We start from the raw sequence: 14,625 nt of genomic DNA on the forward strand, positions 1-14,625 counted from the left end.
GGATGATATTAAAACTTGGTGATCATCCCGAGTTAATTCAACAATAACTTCCTCATCTTATTAATTCTCATTTATATAATAAAGACTCATGATATTCATTATTAACTATCCTCATATGTCACAAAACTTCTCTTGAGCTAAAAAAGTTAGGAATCATACACAAATATACAAAATTACCTGATATCTACCAATCTAAAACCACTTATTTTTGTACCGTATATGTTGAATAATAAATAAATTTTTTTCAGTTAGAAAAAAGTGAATCTTTCTTACATATGATGTGTAAAGAGGATAAGTTGCTATTCTAACTCTAAAAAAATTAACTAGGGATTTATCAACGGATACTGATTTTGAAACTCCAAGGGTGAAAAGCTAAGACTTGTATACGTAACAAAAGTTGCATACTTGGTTATTCCTTAATAGGTAAATCACAATCATTGTAAAAGGCTCTTTCGTAAACAATGTTATTATTTTTACTAAAAATGGACAGTATGTTGAGTTTTATGAGAGCTCAATACATGTAATCGTAGAAAAAATGCCAAAAATGCAGCTTAGGTGCTTGTGCCTAAAAACGAAAAGCACTAATCGATGGGAAAACAACCTAGCAATAAACAGCCTTTGTTAATGAAAGGAGGTTATAGTTTGGAGGAAACTCATTTAATTAAACCTGTATTAGACAAAGAGTACCCTATTATTAGTCATGGTAAAGGTATTTACTTGTACGATACTAAAGGAAAAAAATATTTAGATGGATCATCTGGTGCGATTACTGCAAGTATTGGTCATGGGGTTCAAGAAATTATAGACGTGATGGCAGATCAAGCGAAAAAAGTTTCCTTTGTTTATCGTTCGCAATTTACAAATGAACCTGCCGAACAACTAGCTAAAAAAATGAGTGAGCTAACATCAAGTGATTTTCATTGGTCGTTTTTTGTAAATAGTGGTTCAGAAGCAACCGAAACAGCAATGAAAATAGCCATTCAATACTGGCAGGAGCGCAATATGAAAGGAAAAAATAAAATACTATCTAGATGGATGAGTTACCACGGCATAACCATAGGCGCATTATCTATGTCTGGTCACTTAAAACGGAGGGCTCGATTTATTTCTTTACTTGACGATTTACCGATTATTCCACCTCCTTATTGTTATCGTTGTCCATATCATTCAACATACCCTTCGTGCGAGTTAATGTGTGCGACAGAGCTTGAACGAGTGATAAAACGTATTGGCGCCGAGAACATAGCAGCCTTTATTGCAGAACCGATTATTGGAGCTGCTGCTGGTGCACTTATTCCACCTTCGAATTATTATCAAACGATTAAAGATATTTGTGAAAGAAATAATATTTTATTTATCGCAGATGAAGTAATGACAGGTTTAGGGCGTACTGGAAAAATGTTTGCAATTAACCATTGGAATGTTGAACCTGACATTATCACCTTAGGGAAAGGATTGAGTGGGGGCTATACACCAATAGCATCGACGTTAGTAAGCGATCATGTTATGCAGCCATTTATTAAAGGATCAAAAACAATCATGAGCGGCCATACGTTTAGTGCGAATCCACAATCAGCAGCAGTAGCATTAGCAGTAATTAACTATGTAGAAAAACATAATTTAGTAGTATCAGCTGAAAAAAAGGGATATAGCTTGATGGAGAAATTGGATAAACTACGTCAAAACAACCCAATTATCGGTGATGTTAGGGGGAAAGGTCTGTTAATTGGTGTTGAGTTTGTATCGGACATATTTAGTAAACTACCATTTAAAGAAGAGGTAAATGTAACAGATATTGTTGTGCACAAAGCTCAGGAGAGAGGTTTGCTTGTTTATCCAGCCAACGCTGGAACAGAAGGGGTTGGTGGTGATGCTGTATTAATAGCTCCTCCTTTGACTATTTCTAATGAAGAAATTGATGAACTAGTTAACCTTTTTGAAATATCATTACAAGAAGTGCAAAAAGAATTGCAAATTATAGGGATGTAAGATTCCTAGTATTGAGAGGTGAAATAGTGATGTCTCGTATCGAAAACTCATTTAAAAAAATAATTACCGCATATGATGCTGTAAAACAAATAACAGATAATAGCACGCTAATGTTCGGTGGTTTCGGAGGAGTTGGTAGTCCCCCAACGTTAATTGATGAAATTTTATCGAAAAGACCAAAAAATTTGACCTTAATTGGTAATGATGCTGGATTTCCGGAAATAGGTATTGGGAAAATTGTGTGTGAAGGATTAGCTAGTAAACTAATTGCATCACATATAGGATCAAATCCAGTTGCAGGAAAGTTAATGTCAGACGATAACTTAACAGTTGAGTTTTCACCACAAGGAACTTTAGTTGAAAGAATCAGAGCTGGTGGAGTTGGTCTTGGAGGGATATTAGTAGATATAGGTATAGATAATGAAACTGTTAACCATGAAAAAGAAAGAATAACAGTTGATGGAAAAGAATATTTACTAGAATCGCCATTAATTGCAGATGTGGCTATTATATATGCTAAAAAAAGTGACCCGTTCGGGAATCTAATTTACCACAAAACGGCTCAAAATACCAACCCTCTCGTCGCAATGGCAGGAAATTATACGATTGCCGAAGTTGAAGAAATTGTACCGTTAGGTCATATTCACCCTGAAGAAATTGTGACACCTGGGATTTTCGTCAATAGCATTGTTCAAAGTAAAGGAGTGAATTGGTCATGGGTATGGGAATAGATGTACGTAATCGAATAGCCAATAGAGCTGCTGAAGAAATAAAGAATGGGATGATTGTGAATTTAGGAATTGGTATACCATCATTAGTTCCAAATCACCTTCGACAAGATATTCATGTCATGTTTCATGCAGAAAACGGAGTGCTTGGAATTGGTCCAAGCCCAAAAAAAGGAAATGAAGATGAGAATCTTTGCAATGCAGCAGGATATCCAGTCACGGTTGTAAACGGTGCTTCTTATTGCGACAGCGCTATTGCATTTGGAATGATTAGACGTGGATATGTAGATTTAACGATTTTAGGTTCGTTACAAGTGAGTCAAAACGGAGATTTGGCCAATTGGATTATACCAGGTAAAAAGGTACCAGGTATGGGCGGGGCGATGGAGCTAGCACAAAAAGCACAAAAAGTTATTGTCGTAATGAGTCATGCAGATAAAATGGGACAACCAAAAATACTTGAAAAATGCTCGTTACCGCTTACTTCAAAAAGCTGTGTTCACATGATCATTACAGATATGGCGGTGATCCATGTAACGAAAGATGGTTTGTTATTATCCGAGTTAATGGCACCGTTCTCAGTTCAAGATGTTATTGATAAAACAGGTGCCTTGCTACATGTAAGTGACAATCTACAAGTAATTCCATAATTGACAAGAAAGGAGCGTCTAACAAATGCATCATCACAAAGAGCGCATTCATGAATGGATTAGTAATAATCAAACGAAAGCGACACAGTTGTTACAAAAAGTAGTTCAAGAGGAAAGTACTCAAGGAAATGAAGGGTCAGCTCAAGCTGTAATTATTGAAAAATGTCGGGAATTGGGTTTACAGATCGATATATGGGAACCTTCTATAAGTGAATTAACGACTAGTGCATATTTTGTATCAACACGGAAGAACTTCATTAATAGCCCTAACGTTGTTGCTGTATTGAAAGGAAGCGGTGGTGGTCGATCGATTATTTTGAACGGACATATAGATGTTGTTCCAGAAGGTGATCACAACCAGTGGGATATTGACCCCTACAGTGGGGAAGTAAAAAATGGACGATTATATGGTCGAGGCTCTACTGATATGAAAGGTGGAAATATTGCATTATTATTAGCCATAGATGCCATTAAGGGATTAGGTATTAAATTAAAAGGCGATGTGATCTTTCAAAGTGTCATTGAAGAAGAGAGTGGCGGTGCTGGAACGTTAGCTACATTATTAAGAGGGTATAAAGCAGATGCTGCAATTATTCCAGAACCTACAAATATGAAAATATTTCCTAAACAACAAGGATCTATGTGGTTTAGATTAATGGTAAAAGGCAGAGCCGCTCATGGAGGTACTAGGTATGAAGGTGTTAGTGCGATTGAAAAAAGCATGTCTGTTGTTACCCATATTGAACAACTTGAAAAAAAACGCAACGAAAATATAAATGATCCTCTATATGCAAATATCCCAATCCCAATCCCAATAAATATCGGTAAAATCTCAGGAGGAACTTGGCCATCATCAGTAGCTGATACGGTGATTATAGAAGGAAGAATGGGTGTTGCACCGAATGAATCATTACAAGCAGCACAAGCCGAAATGAAAAATTGGCTAACAACCCTATCTTTACAAGATAGTTGGTTTGAACATAACCCAGTTGATTTGGAATGGTTTGGTGCTAGGTGGGTACCTGGAACGCTTAACTTAGACCATGAGTTAATCAATGTATTAAGCTCTAAATATCGTTTAATTATGAATGAACAGGCTATAGTAGAAGCTTCACCTTGGGGAACTGATGGTGGGCTGCTTTCACAAGTTGGCGATATACCAACAGTTGTGTTTGGACCAGGGGTTACAGAGGTTGCTCACTATCCAAACGAGTTTGTTGAATTAGACAAAATATTTCAAACAGCTGAGATTATCGCTCTGACAGTTTTGGAATGGTGTGGTGTCATTGAAGAAAATATTGAGTAGTTATAGTAGCAAATAGGGGGGAGTATGATGAAAAAACACCTGCTTATTAACGGAGATTGGGTAAAAGCGAGCGAATATAGAGATCTATATGCCCCGTACAACGGTGATAAGTTAGCTGAGGTAGCGTTTGCAAATGAACGAGAAATAAATCTCGCAATTGATGCAGCTGATCATGCGACTAAGTCAATGGCGCAGCTAACAGCTTTTCAACGTGCACAAATTTTGATGAAACTAGTTGAATTATTAAAGGGTCGCCGTCATGAATGTGCTACGATTATCGCTAAAGAATCAGCAAAGCCTATTAAGGCAGCTATTGTTGAAGTTGACAGGACGATAATGACATATACATTTGCAGCTGAAGAGGCAAAACGGATTAATGGAGAAACAGTACCAATGGATGCCGCTCCAGGGGGAGAGAATCGAATTGCTTTTACGTTGCGTCAACCACTTGGAATTATTGCTGCTATTACCCCTTTTAACTTCCCAATGAATTTAGTAGCTCATAAAATCGGTCCAGCAATTGCAGCTGGAAATACAATTATATTAAAGCCGGCTAGCCAAACACCACTCTCTTCTATCTACTTAGGTGAGCTATTAATGGAATGTGGGCTACCACCAGGTGCACTCAATATAGTGACTGGAAGTGGGGCAAAAATCGGAGAAAAATTAGTGACCGACAATAGAATTAAAGCGATTACTTTTACTGGAAGCCCACAGATTGGAAAAAAAATAAAAAACCAAGCTGGTTTAAAGCGGGTGACTTTGGAGCTTGGCTCGAACTCCGCATTATTAATCGATAAGAACGTTAATTTAACTGACTTCATAGGGAGATGTGTTAATGGCTCTTTCTCCTTTGCTGGTCAGGTATGTATTTCATTACAACGGATTTATATTCATGAAGAAATATATGATCAATTTGTTACGAGTTTTCTAGAAGAAACGAATAAGTTAAAAATTGGAAATCCATTAGATCATACTACTGACATCTCTTCATTAATTTCCGAGCAAGATGTTGAGCGCTCTCTTAAATGGATTAACGAAGCGGTTGTTGCTGGGGCTCAGCTAGTGATTGGTGGCCAGAGAAGAGCTAATAATATGTTAGAACCGACTGTATTGCTTAATGTTCCTTCAACTGAAAAAGTTTCTTGTCAGGAAGTCTTTGCACCTGTTGTTATGATTAATAAAATTTCTTCAATGGAAGAAGGGATAACAGAAGTAAATGAATCTAAGTATGGCTTGCAAGCAGGGATTTTTACGAATGATCTTCAACTAGCCCTTAAGGCAGCTGATCAACTGGAGGTTGGAGGAGTTATGATAAACGACATTCCAACGTTTCGTGTAGACCATATGCCTTATGGTGGTGTTAAAGAGAGTGGAATCGGGAAAGAAGGAATAAAGTATGCAATTGATGAAATGTTAGAAACAAAATTGGTATGCTTTAGAAAAATATAAACTGTTTTTTTAACAGTCACCCCTCAAAGGACTAGAAGACATTGATGAAAATTAGCTTTTCACACCCTTTACGGAAGCATCCAAAAAATCTAACAATAATACTATAATTATTAAAAAATGTGCTAAAAAATTAGGCTTTTCAATAAAATAAATCTTCTATTGTTGAATATGATAAGCATAACAAAAAGAAGATTGGTGGGTTACGAATGGTCAGTCGAGGTCAGCAACTTGAAGTTATAGGTGCTTGGTTACAAGTAGCAGGTACAGTTATTGCTGCGATTGGCCAATCTGAACAAATTCCAGAGGAAGCTGGAATAGCCGAGGAGTTAATTAGTATAGGAAATGGCTTAGAAGCAGTGGGCAATTCATTACAGGCTGTAGGGAGAGAACAAGACTTACCAGCAAGTGGAGCTGAAGAGGCTGAGACGTTATTGATCATTGGTAGCTGGCTGCAAGCAGGCGGGAATGTAACAAATGTAGTAGGTAATGAGATAGATATATTAGGTGAAGAAGAGGAAGGTTTTCAGGTCTACTTGCTTGGTAATATAGTCCAATCAATAGGAGCTGCGTTTGAAGCAATAGGAGCTAGTATGGAGGAGTCAGAGTACCAAAGCTTTGGTGTTATTGGCAATGGGCTTCAGACACTTGGAACTGCATTAGATGCTATAGGGATTGTTTACATTTTACAAGGGCAAGAGGACTTAGGTGAACAAATTGCTAGAGTTGGGAGCTGGCTACAAGTAATTGGAGCCTCATTAGCGGCTATAGGGCTGACGAAAGAAACACAGCTCTTAAATGATAATTAACGGTGTTTTTCGCAAGCTTTGTAATGTTGATTTTGTTAAAAAATCACATATCCCAGTGTGTGCTGATGAATAGGTCATAAAAACGCGAGATATATGATCTACGTATAAAGTTAGCACAAAGCATCAACAGGCTATTTTCGATTTTGAAACATCAAGAAAATAAAGTTGACGTGTTACTCAAAAGTCATCGCTTTAGTAGAAGAAAAGATGCCACGTAATTTAGCTGTATTCGTGTTTATTTGTTAGCTCGAAAAACATGAAAATAGCCTTTATATAAAAAAATCTGACAAACAACGTCAGACTTTGTATGTGGTAGAATGAAGTCTTTAAGAATTTGTTGGAGGAGAATGGCTATGCTCATTTTGAAAATGTTCTGCCATTTTTATGAATCGCTGCTCGTCTTCGATTAATCCACAGCTTGCGCATTGGAGCTTTCTTGCTGGCCCGTTATATTGCAGATGAAACGGCTCGAGGTTGTTCAGCTCTTCTACTTCTCCATTCTCTAAGTTAATTTTAACAGGCGTAACAACTTGATCTATCATATTGAAACGGCTTCTAGCTTGACATGATGGACAGCTATAGCTTGGCATATATGAAACCTCCTATTGTTTGTTATTGACGTATAGTTTTTTTCCCATCTTAACCAGTTCTTTTACCATCGTCCCACCTATTTGACCACCAATTTTACCTGCATCAGTAGATGTTATGTGACCATTGTAATCATGAGATAGGGGTATATTTTTGTCTTTTGCTATTTCATATTTAAGACTGTTAGCATCATTTGTTAATGTTCGATAACCTTGCTGTTCCATTACTTTATGTTTAAAATGTGTAACGGCCTCCCTAGCTTCAGGAACGAGGAGCTTTCTCCGGGAACGTGACATATTTTATCCCTCCTTATGGTATATATTGACCACAAATGTAAAACTCATTCAGTAAAATATTAATTTTTTCTCTAGCTATAAAAATTTAAATCTTTTCAGTTCGGACTTTGCTGTTCCGACGATGTTCAAAATAGTTTAAACTCTAGCTTACAACAATAACAACAAAAATCTGTCGAAAAAGAGCCTATAGGTAAACAGTATGCTACAACAATAAATGGTGAAAAAAACTGGTAAATTTGTTACCATTTATTATAAAGGGGGAAGAAGCTTTGGCTGTTAAAAAGTACTTCGATCATATTCAACTAAAGGAAAAGACTTTTACTGCAGAAGTAACATTAGATTATTTCAATAAACGACTAAAAATTGATGACTACCGAGGAGATGTTGGGTCATTACTTGTAGTCATCAATGAATTAATACAAACACATTCTTTTACCAAAGGAATTGTAAAAGTGAGAAATGAGCATTTACATATTTTTTTGCAGCATGGTTTTATGTTAGAGGCAGTTTTTCAAAAAATGTTTAATGGTAGTGATGCGTATTGTATGTGTAAGTATTATGACGATTCTCGATATACAAGTAATAATTGGATAGAAGAAGATAAAATACTTACAGCAGTTCAAAAACTAGAGGATAGTGATCTTCGACCGCAACTACCAGACGGTTATATAGTGAGAAAAGCAACTCATGCTGATGCTAATCACTTAGCAAAGCTTTATGCCACTGTCTTCGAAATATATCCTACGCCATTAAACGATCCGAATTACATAACTAACATCATAAATAACGGAACAATTTTCTTCGTGGTTGAGCATCAAGCTGAAATCGTGAGCGCAGCCTCAGCTGAAATCAATCAAGAGTATAATAATGCAGAATTAACTGATTGCGCAACTTTGACACAGCATCGTAAATTTGGTTTGATGAAAATCCTCCTATTACAATTAGAACAGGAACTAATAAATCACAATATTTATTGTGCTTATTCAATCGCTCGTGCACTTTCATACGGTATGAATGCTGTGCTAAAGCAATTAGGCTACTCGTATACAGGAAGGCTTAAAAATAATTGTTATATATTTGATAAGCTTGAAGATATGAATGTATGGGTGAAAGATTTATCAAGTAATTAACGATATTAATAATGCCAATATTCTGGCACTTATTGCCGATATTTAAGCATCATTTTAGAAGGGGGCTACCATTTGTTTATCGAACAGGTAAACACAGAGGAAATGGTTAAAGCAATATTAGGAAGTATAGATGAAGCAATTCATGTAGTAGACAATAATGGAGTGACCATTTTCTATAATAATATAGCAGCCAAGCATGACGGAGTGTCGATAGAGGAAGTTTTAGGGAAACACTTACTTCATGCATTCCCATCACTGACAGAAAAAACAAGTACTTTGTTGAAGGTCATAGCATCAAAAAAACCTATTTTTCATTTACCGCAAACGTATAAAAACATTCGGGGGGAGTTAATCGATACAGTCAACACAACGATACCGATTATTGTAAATGATAACATAGTTGGAGCGGTAGAAATCGCTAAAGATTATTCGAAAATGAAATTACTTTCACAGAAGCTCATGGATCTACAGTCTAAGCTGAATATTACTACAAAAAAACCTAAGAAGATAAATGGGGCAAAATACACGTTTGAAGATATTTTAACTGTAAATAAAGCTGTTGAGCATGTGAAGGAGCAGGCAAAAAAAATAGCTAAGAACGCTTCTACTGTACTCGTATACGGAGAGACTGGTAGCGGAAAGGAATTGCTTGTACATGCTATTCACAATGAGTCTATACGTAAATCAGGGGCTTTTATCGTGCAAAACTGTGCAGCTTTACCAGAAAATTTACTAGAGGGCTTGTTATTTGGAACAGTAAAAGGAAGCTACACAGGTGCTGTTGATCGTCCTGGTTTATTCGAAATCGCACATGGAGGTACGCTATTCTTAGATGAAATAAATTCAATGCCACTAGAACTTCAAGCTAAACTTTTACGTGTATTAGAGGATGGGTTAGTTAGACGAGTAGGGAGTGAGTTTGCGTATCAAGTAGATGTGAGGGTTATCGTGGCATTAAATGAAACTCCTGCTAATTGTTTAAAAAACAACCAACTTAGACCTGACTTGTATTATCGCTTAAACGTTTTATCACTAGAAATACCTCCCTTGAGAGCAAGGAAAGATGATATATCATTTCTGCTTAAGTATTTTGTAGCTAGTTATAATCAATCTTCTGCAATGGGGGCAATACATATAAACGAAGAGGTTTATGAATATATTAACAATTATTCATGGCCGGGGAACATAAGGGAATTAAAGCATACCGTCGAGTATGCGATGACCTTACTTGACGGTAAAGAATTAACATTAGAGCATATTCCACATAACATCATTTCCATTGTGAAAAAAAACAATGAAGTGCTAATTGAACGACATCAGACAATTAAGCCGCTAAGAGAAGTGCTAAGCCAAACTGAAAAAACGATGATTGAATCAGCAATACAAACAGCCCAAGGTAATATTCAACAAGCAGCGAAGATGCTACAAATCCCTAGACAAACGCTTCAATATAAAATGAAAAAGTTTAACCTTTAGGATAACTGCCAAATTATTGGCAGTTTTTTGTTTATCGTAGCTAAAAAAACAGAAAATACTACAACAAATTATTTTGAATTTTTTTCTTCCAGCCGTTGAATATGAAGAAATGTAGGATGAAACGTATTGTTTGCACGTCTTATTACTATCGTTACGATACTAATAGTATTCATTGGCATGAAAGTTGCAAGATAAATATAAAAATGTGAAAAGAGGAGATTGTAAATGTTTGATTTATATAAACCTTCTAGACATTGGAAAGATATAGAATTATGGAAGGATACATCTGAGGTGGAATGGAACGACTGGATTTGGCAGCTTACGAATACCATTCGAACGTTAGATGATTTAAGGAAGGTTATTAACCTAACCCCTGAAGAAGAAGAAGGAGTTAGAATATCGACGAAAACTATTCCGTTAAATATAACACCATATTATGCTTCATTAATGAATCCTGATGATCCACGATGTCCAATAAGAATGCAATCTGTTCCAGTTGCAAACGAAATCTATAAAACACAATACGATCTAGAAGACCCATTGTATGAAGATGAAGATTCTCCTGTTCCAGGCTTAACACACCGGTATCCTGACCGCGTATTGTTTCTCGTAACAAATCAATGCTCAATGTATTGTAGATATTGCACGAGACGTCGTTTCTCAGGTCAAATTGGTATGGGAGTACCGAAAAAACAGCTCGATGCTGCAATTGCATATATTAGGGATGCAAAAGAAGTTCGTGATGTTTTAATATCAGGAGGCGATGGACTTTTAATCAATGACAATATTTTAGAATATATTCTAAAAAACTTAAGAGCCATCCCACATGTAGAAATTATCCGTATAGGAACAAGGGCTCCTGTCGTGTTTCCACAAAGGATTACTGAAAACTTGTGCAAAATTTTAAAAAAATACCATCCAATTTGGTTAAATACTCATTTTAATACATCAATAGAGATTACAGAAGAATCAAAAAGAGCATGTGAAATGCTTGCAAATGCTGGTGTTCCTTTAGGGAATCAATCTGTAATTTTAGCTGGTATCAATGATAGTGTTCCGATTATGAAGAAGCTCATGCATGATTTAGTTAAAATACGTGTGCGTCCTTACTATATTTATCAGTGTGATCTCTCAGAAGGAATAAGCCATTTTAGGGCACCTGTTTCTAAAGGTATTGAAATTATAGAAGGATTACGAGGGCACACATCAGGATATGCCGTACCGACTTTCGTAGTTGATGCACCTGGTGGAGGAGGTAAAATTGCTGTTCAACCTAATTATTTGATCTCCCAAAGTGCAGACAAAGTTGTGTTACGTAATTTTGAAGGTGTTATTACGACATACCCTGAGCCAGAAAACTATGTAGCGGGTAGAGCCGATGGGTATTTTAAAGAAATTTATCCATCTATGGATGAGAAGAAATCATCAATTGGGATAGCGGGTTTAATGAATGAGGAACAATTTAACCTTATTCCTGAAGGGGTATCAAGACTAAACCGACGTCAAGACTATGACCAAAACCCTGATCATAGTTCATTAAAAGATAAAAGAGAAAAACGAGATGTATTAAAAGAAAAAAAATATCAATCACAAATACAAAAATTAGAAAAAAATAACGAATCAACAAAAGAGGCTTGATACAAATGGTTAATCAAATCGGTTGTCAATGGTGTGAATCGGATAAAATAAAACACGAACAAAATACTGTTTATTGGGAATTACCAGATGGTACGAAGGCTATACAGATTAATGCTGTACCATGCATTACATGTTTAACGTGTGGTATCGAATATCAAGAAGAAGCAATAGTAGACACAATAGAAGAGCAACTGTTGTTAATCAATACTGAGCAAATCCAACAGTCAATTACTTATGAGGAACTGTTAGCAATACCACGTTTATTAAAGAAGAATTACTTCAAGTTTTAATTAAATCTGTTATAAACATGTTTGCTACAAGTAGTAAGTAAAAACATTGATATATCAGCATGCTCAATTATTACGTCCTTGAATGTTTGAAATATCTGCTTCTGATTTTATAAGAAGCAGGTTTTTTTTACAAAATTTATATAGTGTTCCAAAATTGTTACTGTATGGTTTCCTTTTTCGTAAAAGTGTCAAGAACATTTATAATAATATAATTTCAAATCTCTATAAAGAAAAATGAATGAACTTATTAATTACAGCAGCTCTACTGCATTCTGTATTTTAAAAAAAATGACCATTGTTAGGCAGTTTAGTTTTTCTAAAAGAATAGCATCTTTCCCGTAATTTCAAACATTATATTATCCAATAAAGCCAAAAAAGAAGCTGCAAAAACAAATGCAATTATTGATAATACTATCCTATTTTTTAATTGAATAGCATTGAACCGTTTATAAGACCTGTCAAATAACATAATTATTAATATAAGGAGAGGTAAGCTTATACTAATAGCTAATAAATCAATTCGATCAAACGGTTTACTTAAATATTTATCGGTATAAAAATTGATAACTATAAATGTAATAAATAACATGAATTGATAAACAAAAAATTTTAAGCAGTACATGTATGATTTACTCCAAATTATAAGGCGTCATTAATATAATACCTATACTTTGATGATTTAATTTGAAAAATTGTTCATAAAGTAGCCTTTTTCATTTCACTTATTTAATCCAGAAGGATCGTTTGTTTCTCACAGTAATAATGCGGGCAAGTATTAACAATATTTAACTTTGATATGTTACAACAACTTTAGCCATAATGGAATAGAAAAAATGTGTTAAAAGACAAGTATGATGGAGAAAAGAAATGTTTATATTGTATACAGGTTTATGGGTAGGATTGACATTACCTATTAGTTTATCTATAGCTTTTTCGTTACTTAAGCCAATTGTGATAAAAGACACTACTGGGGTTAGTATGTTAGTGATTGCTATTATAGTTGGACTTGTAAATACATATTTAGGTGTAAAGGTAATTGAAAAATATATTCAGCCTAGGTTAGAAAAAAGAAAGGAAAATAGGCATTTTTCTTAACACACCAGCAAATCAAGGGATAGTGGGGCTGTTTGTCATAGTAAAAAGTTTTTTGTTACAAGTATATTAATGATTAGTGGTGAATTTTACATATAAGGATTCGTTAAATAGGTAATTTAAACTGGATTATTATTAATTTTATACCTCTAAATACCATTAAATTCTGAGTTTTTTATGGGGGAGTATAAACTTTGTGGCTTTTTCGATTAATGATTTACTCTTGGATTATCGGATTATTACTTTTTTTTACAACAGCTATCTTACCAGAGGCTATATCATCCAAATCAATGAACATTGAGTTTCCAAAATGGTCGTTTATTATCTTAACGTCACTTTTTTTAATAGTAATTAAAGATAAATGGTGGATAAAAACATTATCAGTATTATTTAGTCTAGTTGTATCAATTGCACTAATTGTTTTATTAGTACCTTAAATTCAAATAATATTTGATCATTTAAAATGTATTGTATTACTTATACTTTGGAGGCATAAGAATGGAGCAACATTGCTGTGAAACAATGACACACTACGTTAATTTCAAATGTAAACAACATCCTAATATTTTTGATTGTCCCGATAGTCTAATACACTATACAGAGAACTTAGATGAGTATGGGTTAATCATTCATGATGGAGGTACTTCACTACTATAAAGGTTGTCTTTGCATTGATTGTTGTTTTTCGTACTAAGATTTAAACATATACAGAACTAGAGTTCGTGGCATCTTCTCTTTTCTAAAACGATGATTAACGTATAAAACCATATGTTTTTATTCAAATTTGTTAACAATCGCATCAAAGTTTTCGAAAAGAGCCTTTAACAATTTATTACTGTCCATGGTGTGGGAACAAACTTCCGGAATCGAAAAGGGATTTATGGTTTGAAACACTTTATAAATTAGGATTTGATGACCCAACAGAGCAGAGGATTCCTGATGAGTTCTTGACAGATAAGTGGTATAAAATCAAAGATTAAGAGTTTTAAATATATAGACAATTCCTTATTTTAACACCTGGTCTATTAGTTCACGACCATAATTAAATATCTACTCATAAAATTTTTCATAATGCGGGCGTAAACCTTCATGATTATTTGCAATAATCTTACAGATTTTCACGAACGGGAAAGCCCACTCCTTAAGGTGTGGGATGGTAGTGAGATCAGATACGGTGTAGCTTC

At 35.0% G+C, this 14,625-nt stretch carries 16 protein-coding genes; 14 read left to right on the top strand and 2 right to left on the bottom strand.

Annotation, left to right across the window (positions count from 1 at the left end; all coding sequences use genetic code 11):
* Nucleotides 1-642 precede the first annotated feature (642 nt).
* The 6 genes from JM172_RS20615 to JM172_RS20640 all read left to right on the top strand — a co-directional run bounded on the left by JM172_RS20615 (nucleotide 643) and on the right by JM172_RS20640 (nucleotide 6,931).
* A complete protein-coding gene (locus JM172_RS20615; protein ID WP_214484262.1) occupies nucleotides 643-1,989 on the top strand; it encodes an aspartate aminotransferase family protein in 1,347 nt (448 codons plus the stop codon).
* Nucleotides 1,990-2,018: 29 nt separating this feature from the next.
* The gene (locus JM172_RS20620) at nucleotides 2,019-2,720 is read left to right on the top strand and encodes a CoA transferase subunit A (RefSeq protein ID WP_214484263.1); all 702 of its coding nucleotides are present in this window, start codon (nucleotides 2,019-2,021) and stop codon (nucleotides 2,718-2,720) included.
* The gene (locus JM172_RS20625; RefSeq protein ID WP_214484264.1) at nucleotides 2,705-3,367 is read left to right on the top strand and encodes a 3-oxoacid CoA-transferase subunit B; all 663 of its coding nucleotides are present in this window, start codon (nucleotides 2,705-2,707) and stop codon (nucleotides 3,365-3,367) included. Before JM172_RS20620 ends, JM172_RS20625 begins: the two co-directional genes overlap by 16 nt.
* A gap of 25 nt (nucleotides 3,368-3,392) precedes the next feature.
* A complete protein-coding gene (locus JM172_RS20630; RefSeq protein WP_214484265.1) occupies nucleotides 3,393-4,673 on the top strand; it encodes a peptidase in 1,281 nt (426 codons plus the stop codon).
* Between the two features lie 27 nt (nucleotides 4,674-4,700).
* Entirely contained in the window at nucleotides 4,701-6,125 is a 1,425-nt protein-coding gene (locus tag JM172_RS20635; RefSeq protein WP_214484266.1) for an aldehyde dehydrogenase family protein, read from the top strand.
* 206 nt (nucleotides 6,126-6,331) lie between these two features.
* On the top strand, nucleotides 6,332-6,931 hold the full coding sequence (locus JM172_RS20640; RefSeq protein WP_214484267.1) for a DUF6944 family repetitive protein: 600 nt from the start codon (nucleotides 6,332-6,334) through the stop codon (nucleotides 6,929-6,931).
* 326 nt (nucleotides 6,932-7,257) lie between these two features.
* Here JM172_RS20640 and JM172_RS20645 read toward each other — a convergent pair whose 3' ends face one another.
* Together JM172_RS20645 and JM172_RS20650 are read right to left on the bottom strand one after the other, a co-directional pair.
* Nucleotides 7,258-7,521: a DNA alkylation repair protein gene (locus JM172_RS20645; protein WP_214484268.1), complete on the bottom strand. Its 264-nt coding sequence runs from the start codon at nucleotides 7,519-7,521 to the stop codon at nucleotides 7,258-7,260.
* Between the two features lie 12 nt (nucleotides 7,522-7,533).
* Nucleotides 7,534-7,815 carry an alpha/beta-type small acid-soluble spore protein gene (locus JM172_RS20650; protein ID WP_214484269.1) on the bottom strand — a complete coding sequence of 94 codons (282 nt, stop codon included), beginning with the start codon at nucleotides 7,813-7,815 and terminating at the stop codon, nucleotides 7,534-7,536.
* Between the two features lie 269 nt (nucleotides 7,816-8,084).
* Between JM172_RS20650 and ablB the strand changes: the two genes are divergently transcribed.
* The 8 genes from ablB (at nucleotide 8,085) to JM172_RS25705 (ending at nucleotide 14,421) form a co-directional block, all read left to right on the top strand.
* Nucleotides 8,085-8,945 carry a putative beta-lysine N-acetyltransferase gene (gene ablB, locus JM172_RS20655; RefSeq protein WP_214484270.1) on the top strand — a complete coding sequence of 287 codons (861 nt, stop codon included), beginning with the start codon at nucleotides 8,085-8,087 and terminating at the stop codon, nucleotides 8,943-8,945.
* 78 nt (nucleotides 8,946-9,023) lie between these two features.
* Nucleotides 9,024-10,421, top strand: coding sequence for a sigma-54 interaction domain-containing protein (locus tag JM172_RS20660; protein ID WP_352223931.1), 1,398 nt, complete (start codon nucleotides 9,024-9,026; stop codon nucleotides 10,419-10,421).
* Nucleotides 10,422-10,646: 225 nt separating this feature from the next.
* Nucleotides 10,647-12,059: a lysine 2,3-aminomutase gene (kamA, locus tag JM172_RS20665; protein ID WP_214484271.1), complete on the top strand. Its 1,413-nt coding sequence runs from the start codon at nucleotides 10,647-10,649 to the stop codon at nucleotides 12,057-12,059.
* 17 nt (nucleotides 12,060-12,076) lie between these two features.
* Complete coding sequence (locus tag JM172_RS20670) at nucleotides 12,077-12,349, top strand: YokU family protein (protein WP_214484277.1); 273 nt, start codon at nucleotides 12,077-12,079, stop codon at nucleotides 12,347-12,349.
* A gap of 867 nt (nucleotides 12,350-13,216) precedes the next feature.
* Nucleotides 13,217-13,444, top strand: a complete 228-nt coding sequence (locus tag JM172_RS20675; RefSeq protein WP_214484272.1) for a hypothetical protein — start codon at nucleotides 13,217-13,219, stop codon at nucleotides 13,442-13,444.
* A 209-nt stretch (nucleotides 13,445-13,653) separates the two neighbouring features.
* Entirely contained in the window at nucleotides 13,654-13,878 is a 225-nt protein-coding gene (locus JM172_RS20680; RefSeq protein ID WP_214484273.1) for a hypothetical protein, read from the top strand.
* A gap of 61 nt (nucleotides 13,879-13,939) precedes the next feature.
* Nucleotides 13,940-14,098: a DUF6980 family protein gene (locus tag JM172_RS20685; RefSeq protein WP_214484274.1), complete on the top strand. Its 159-nt coding sequence runs from the start codon at nucleotides 13,940-13,942 to the stop codon at nucleotides 14,096-14,098.
* 170 nt (nucleotides 14,099-14,268) lie between these two features.
* Nucleotides 14,269-14,421 (top strand): DUF6980 family protein, encoded by a 153-nt coding sequence (locus JM172_RS25705; protein ID WP_483297271.1) that lies wholly within the window; start codon nucleotides 14,269-14,271, stop codon nucleotides 14,419-14,421.
* Nucleotides 14,422-14,625: the final 204 nt, after the last annotated feature.

The organism is Bacillus sp. SM2101, assembly GCF_018588585.1.
Lineage (GTDB): Bacteria > Bacillota > Bacilli > Bacillales > SM2101 > Nanhaiella > Nanhaiella sioensis.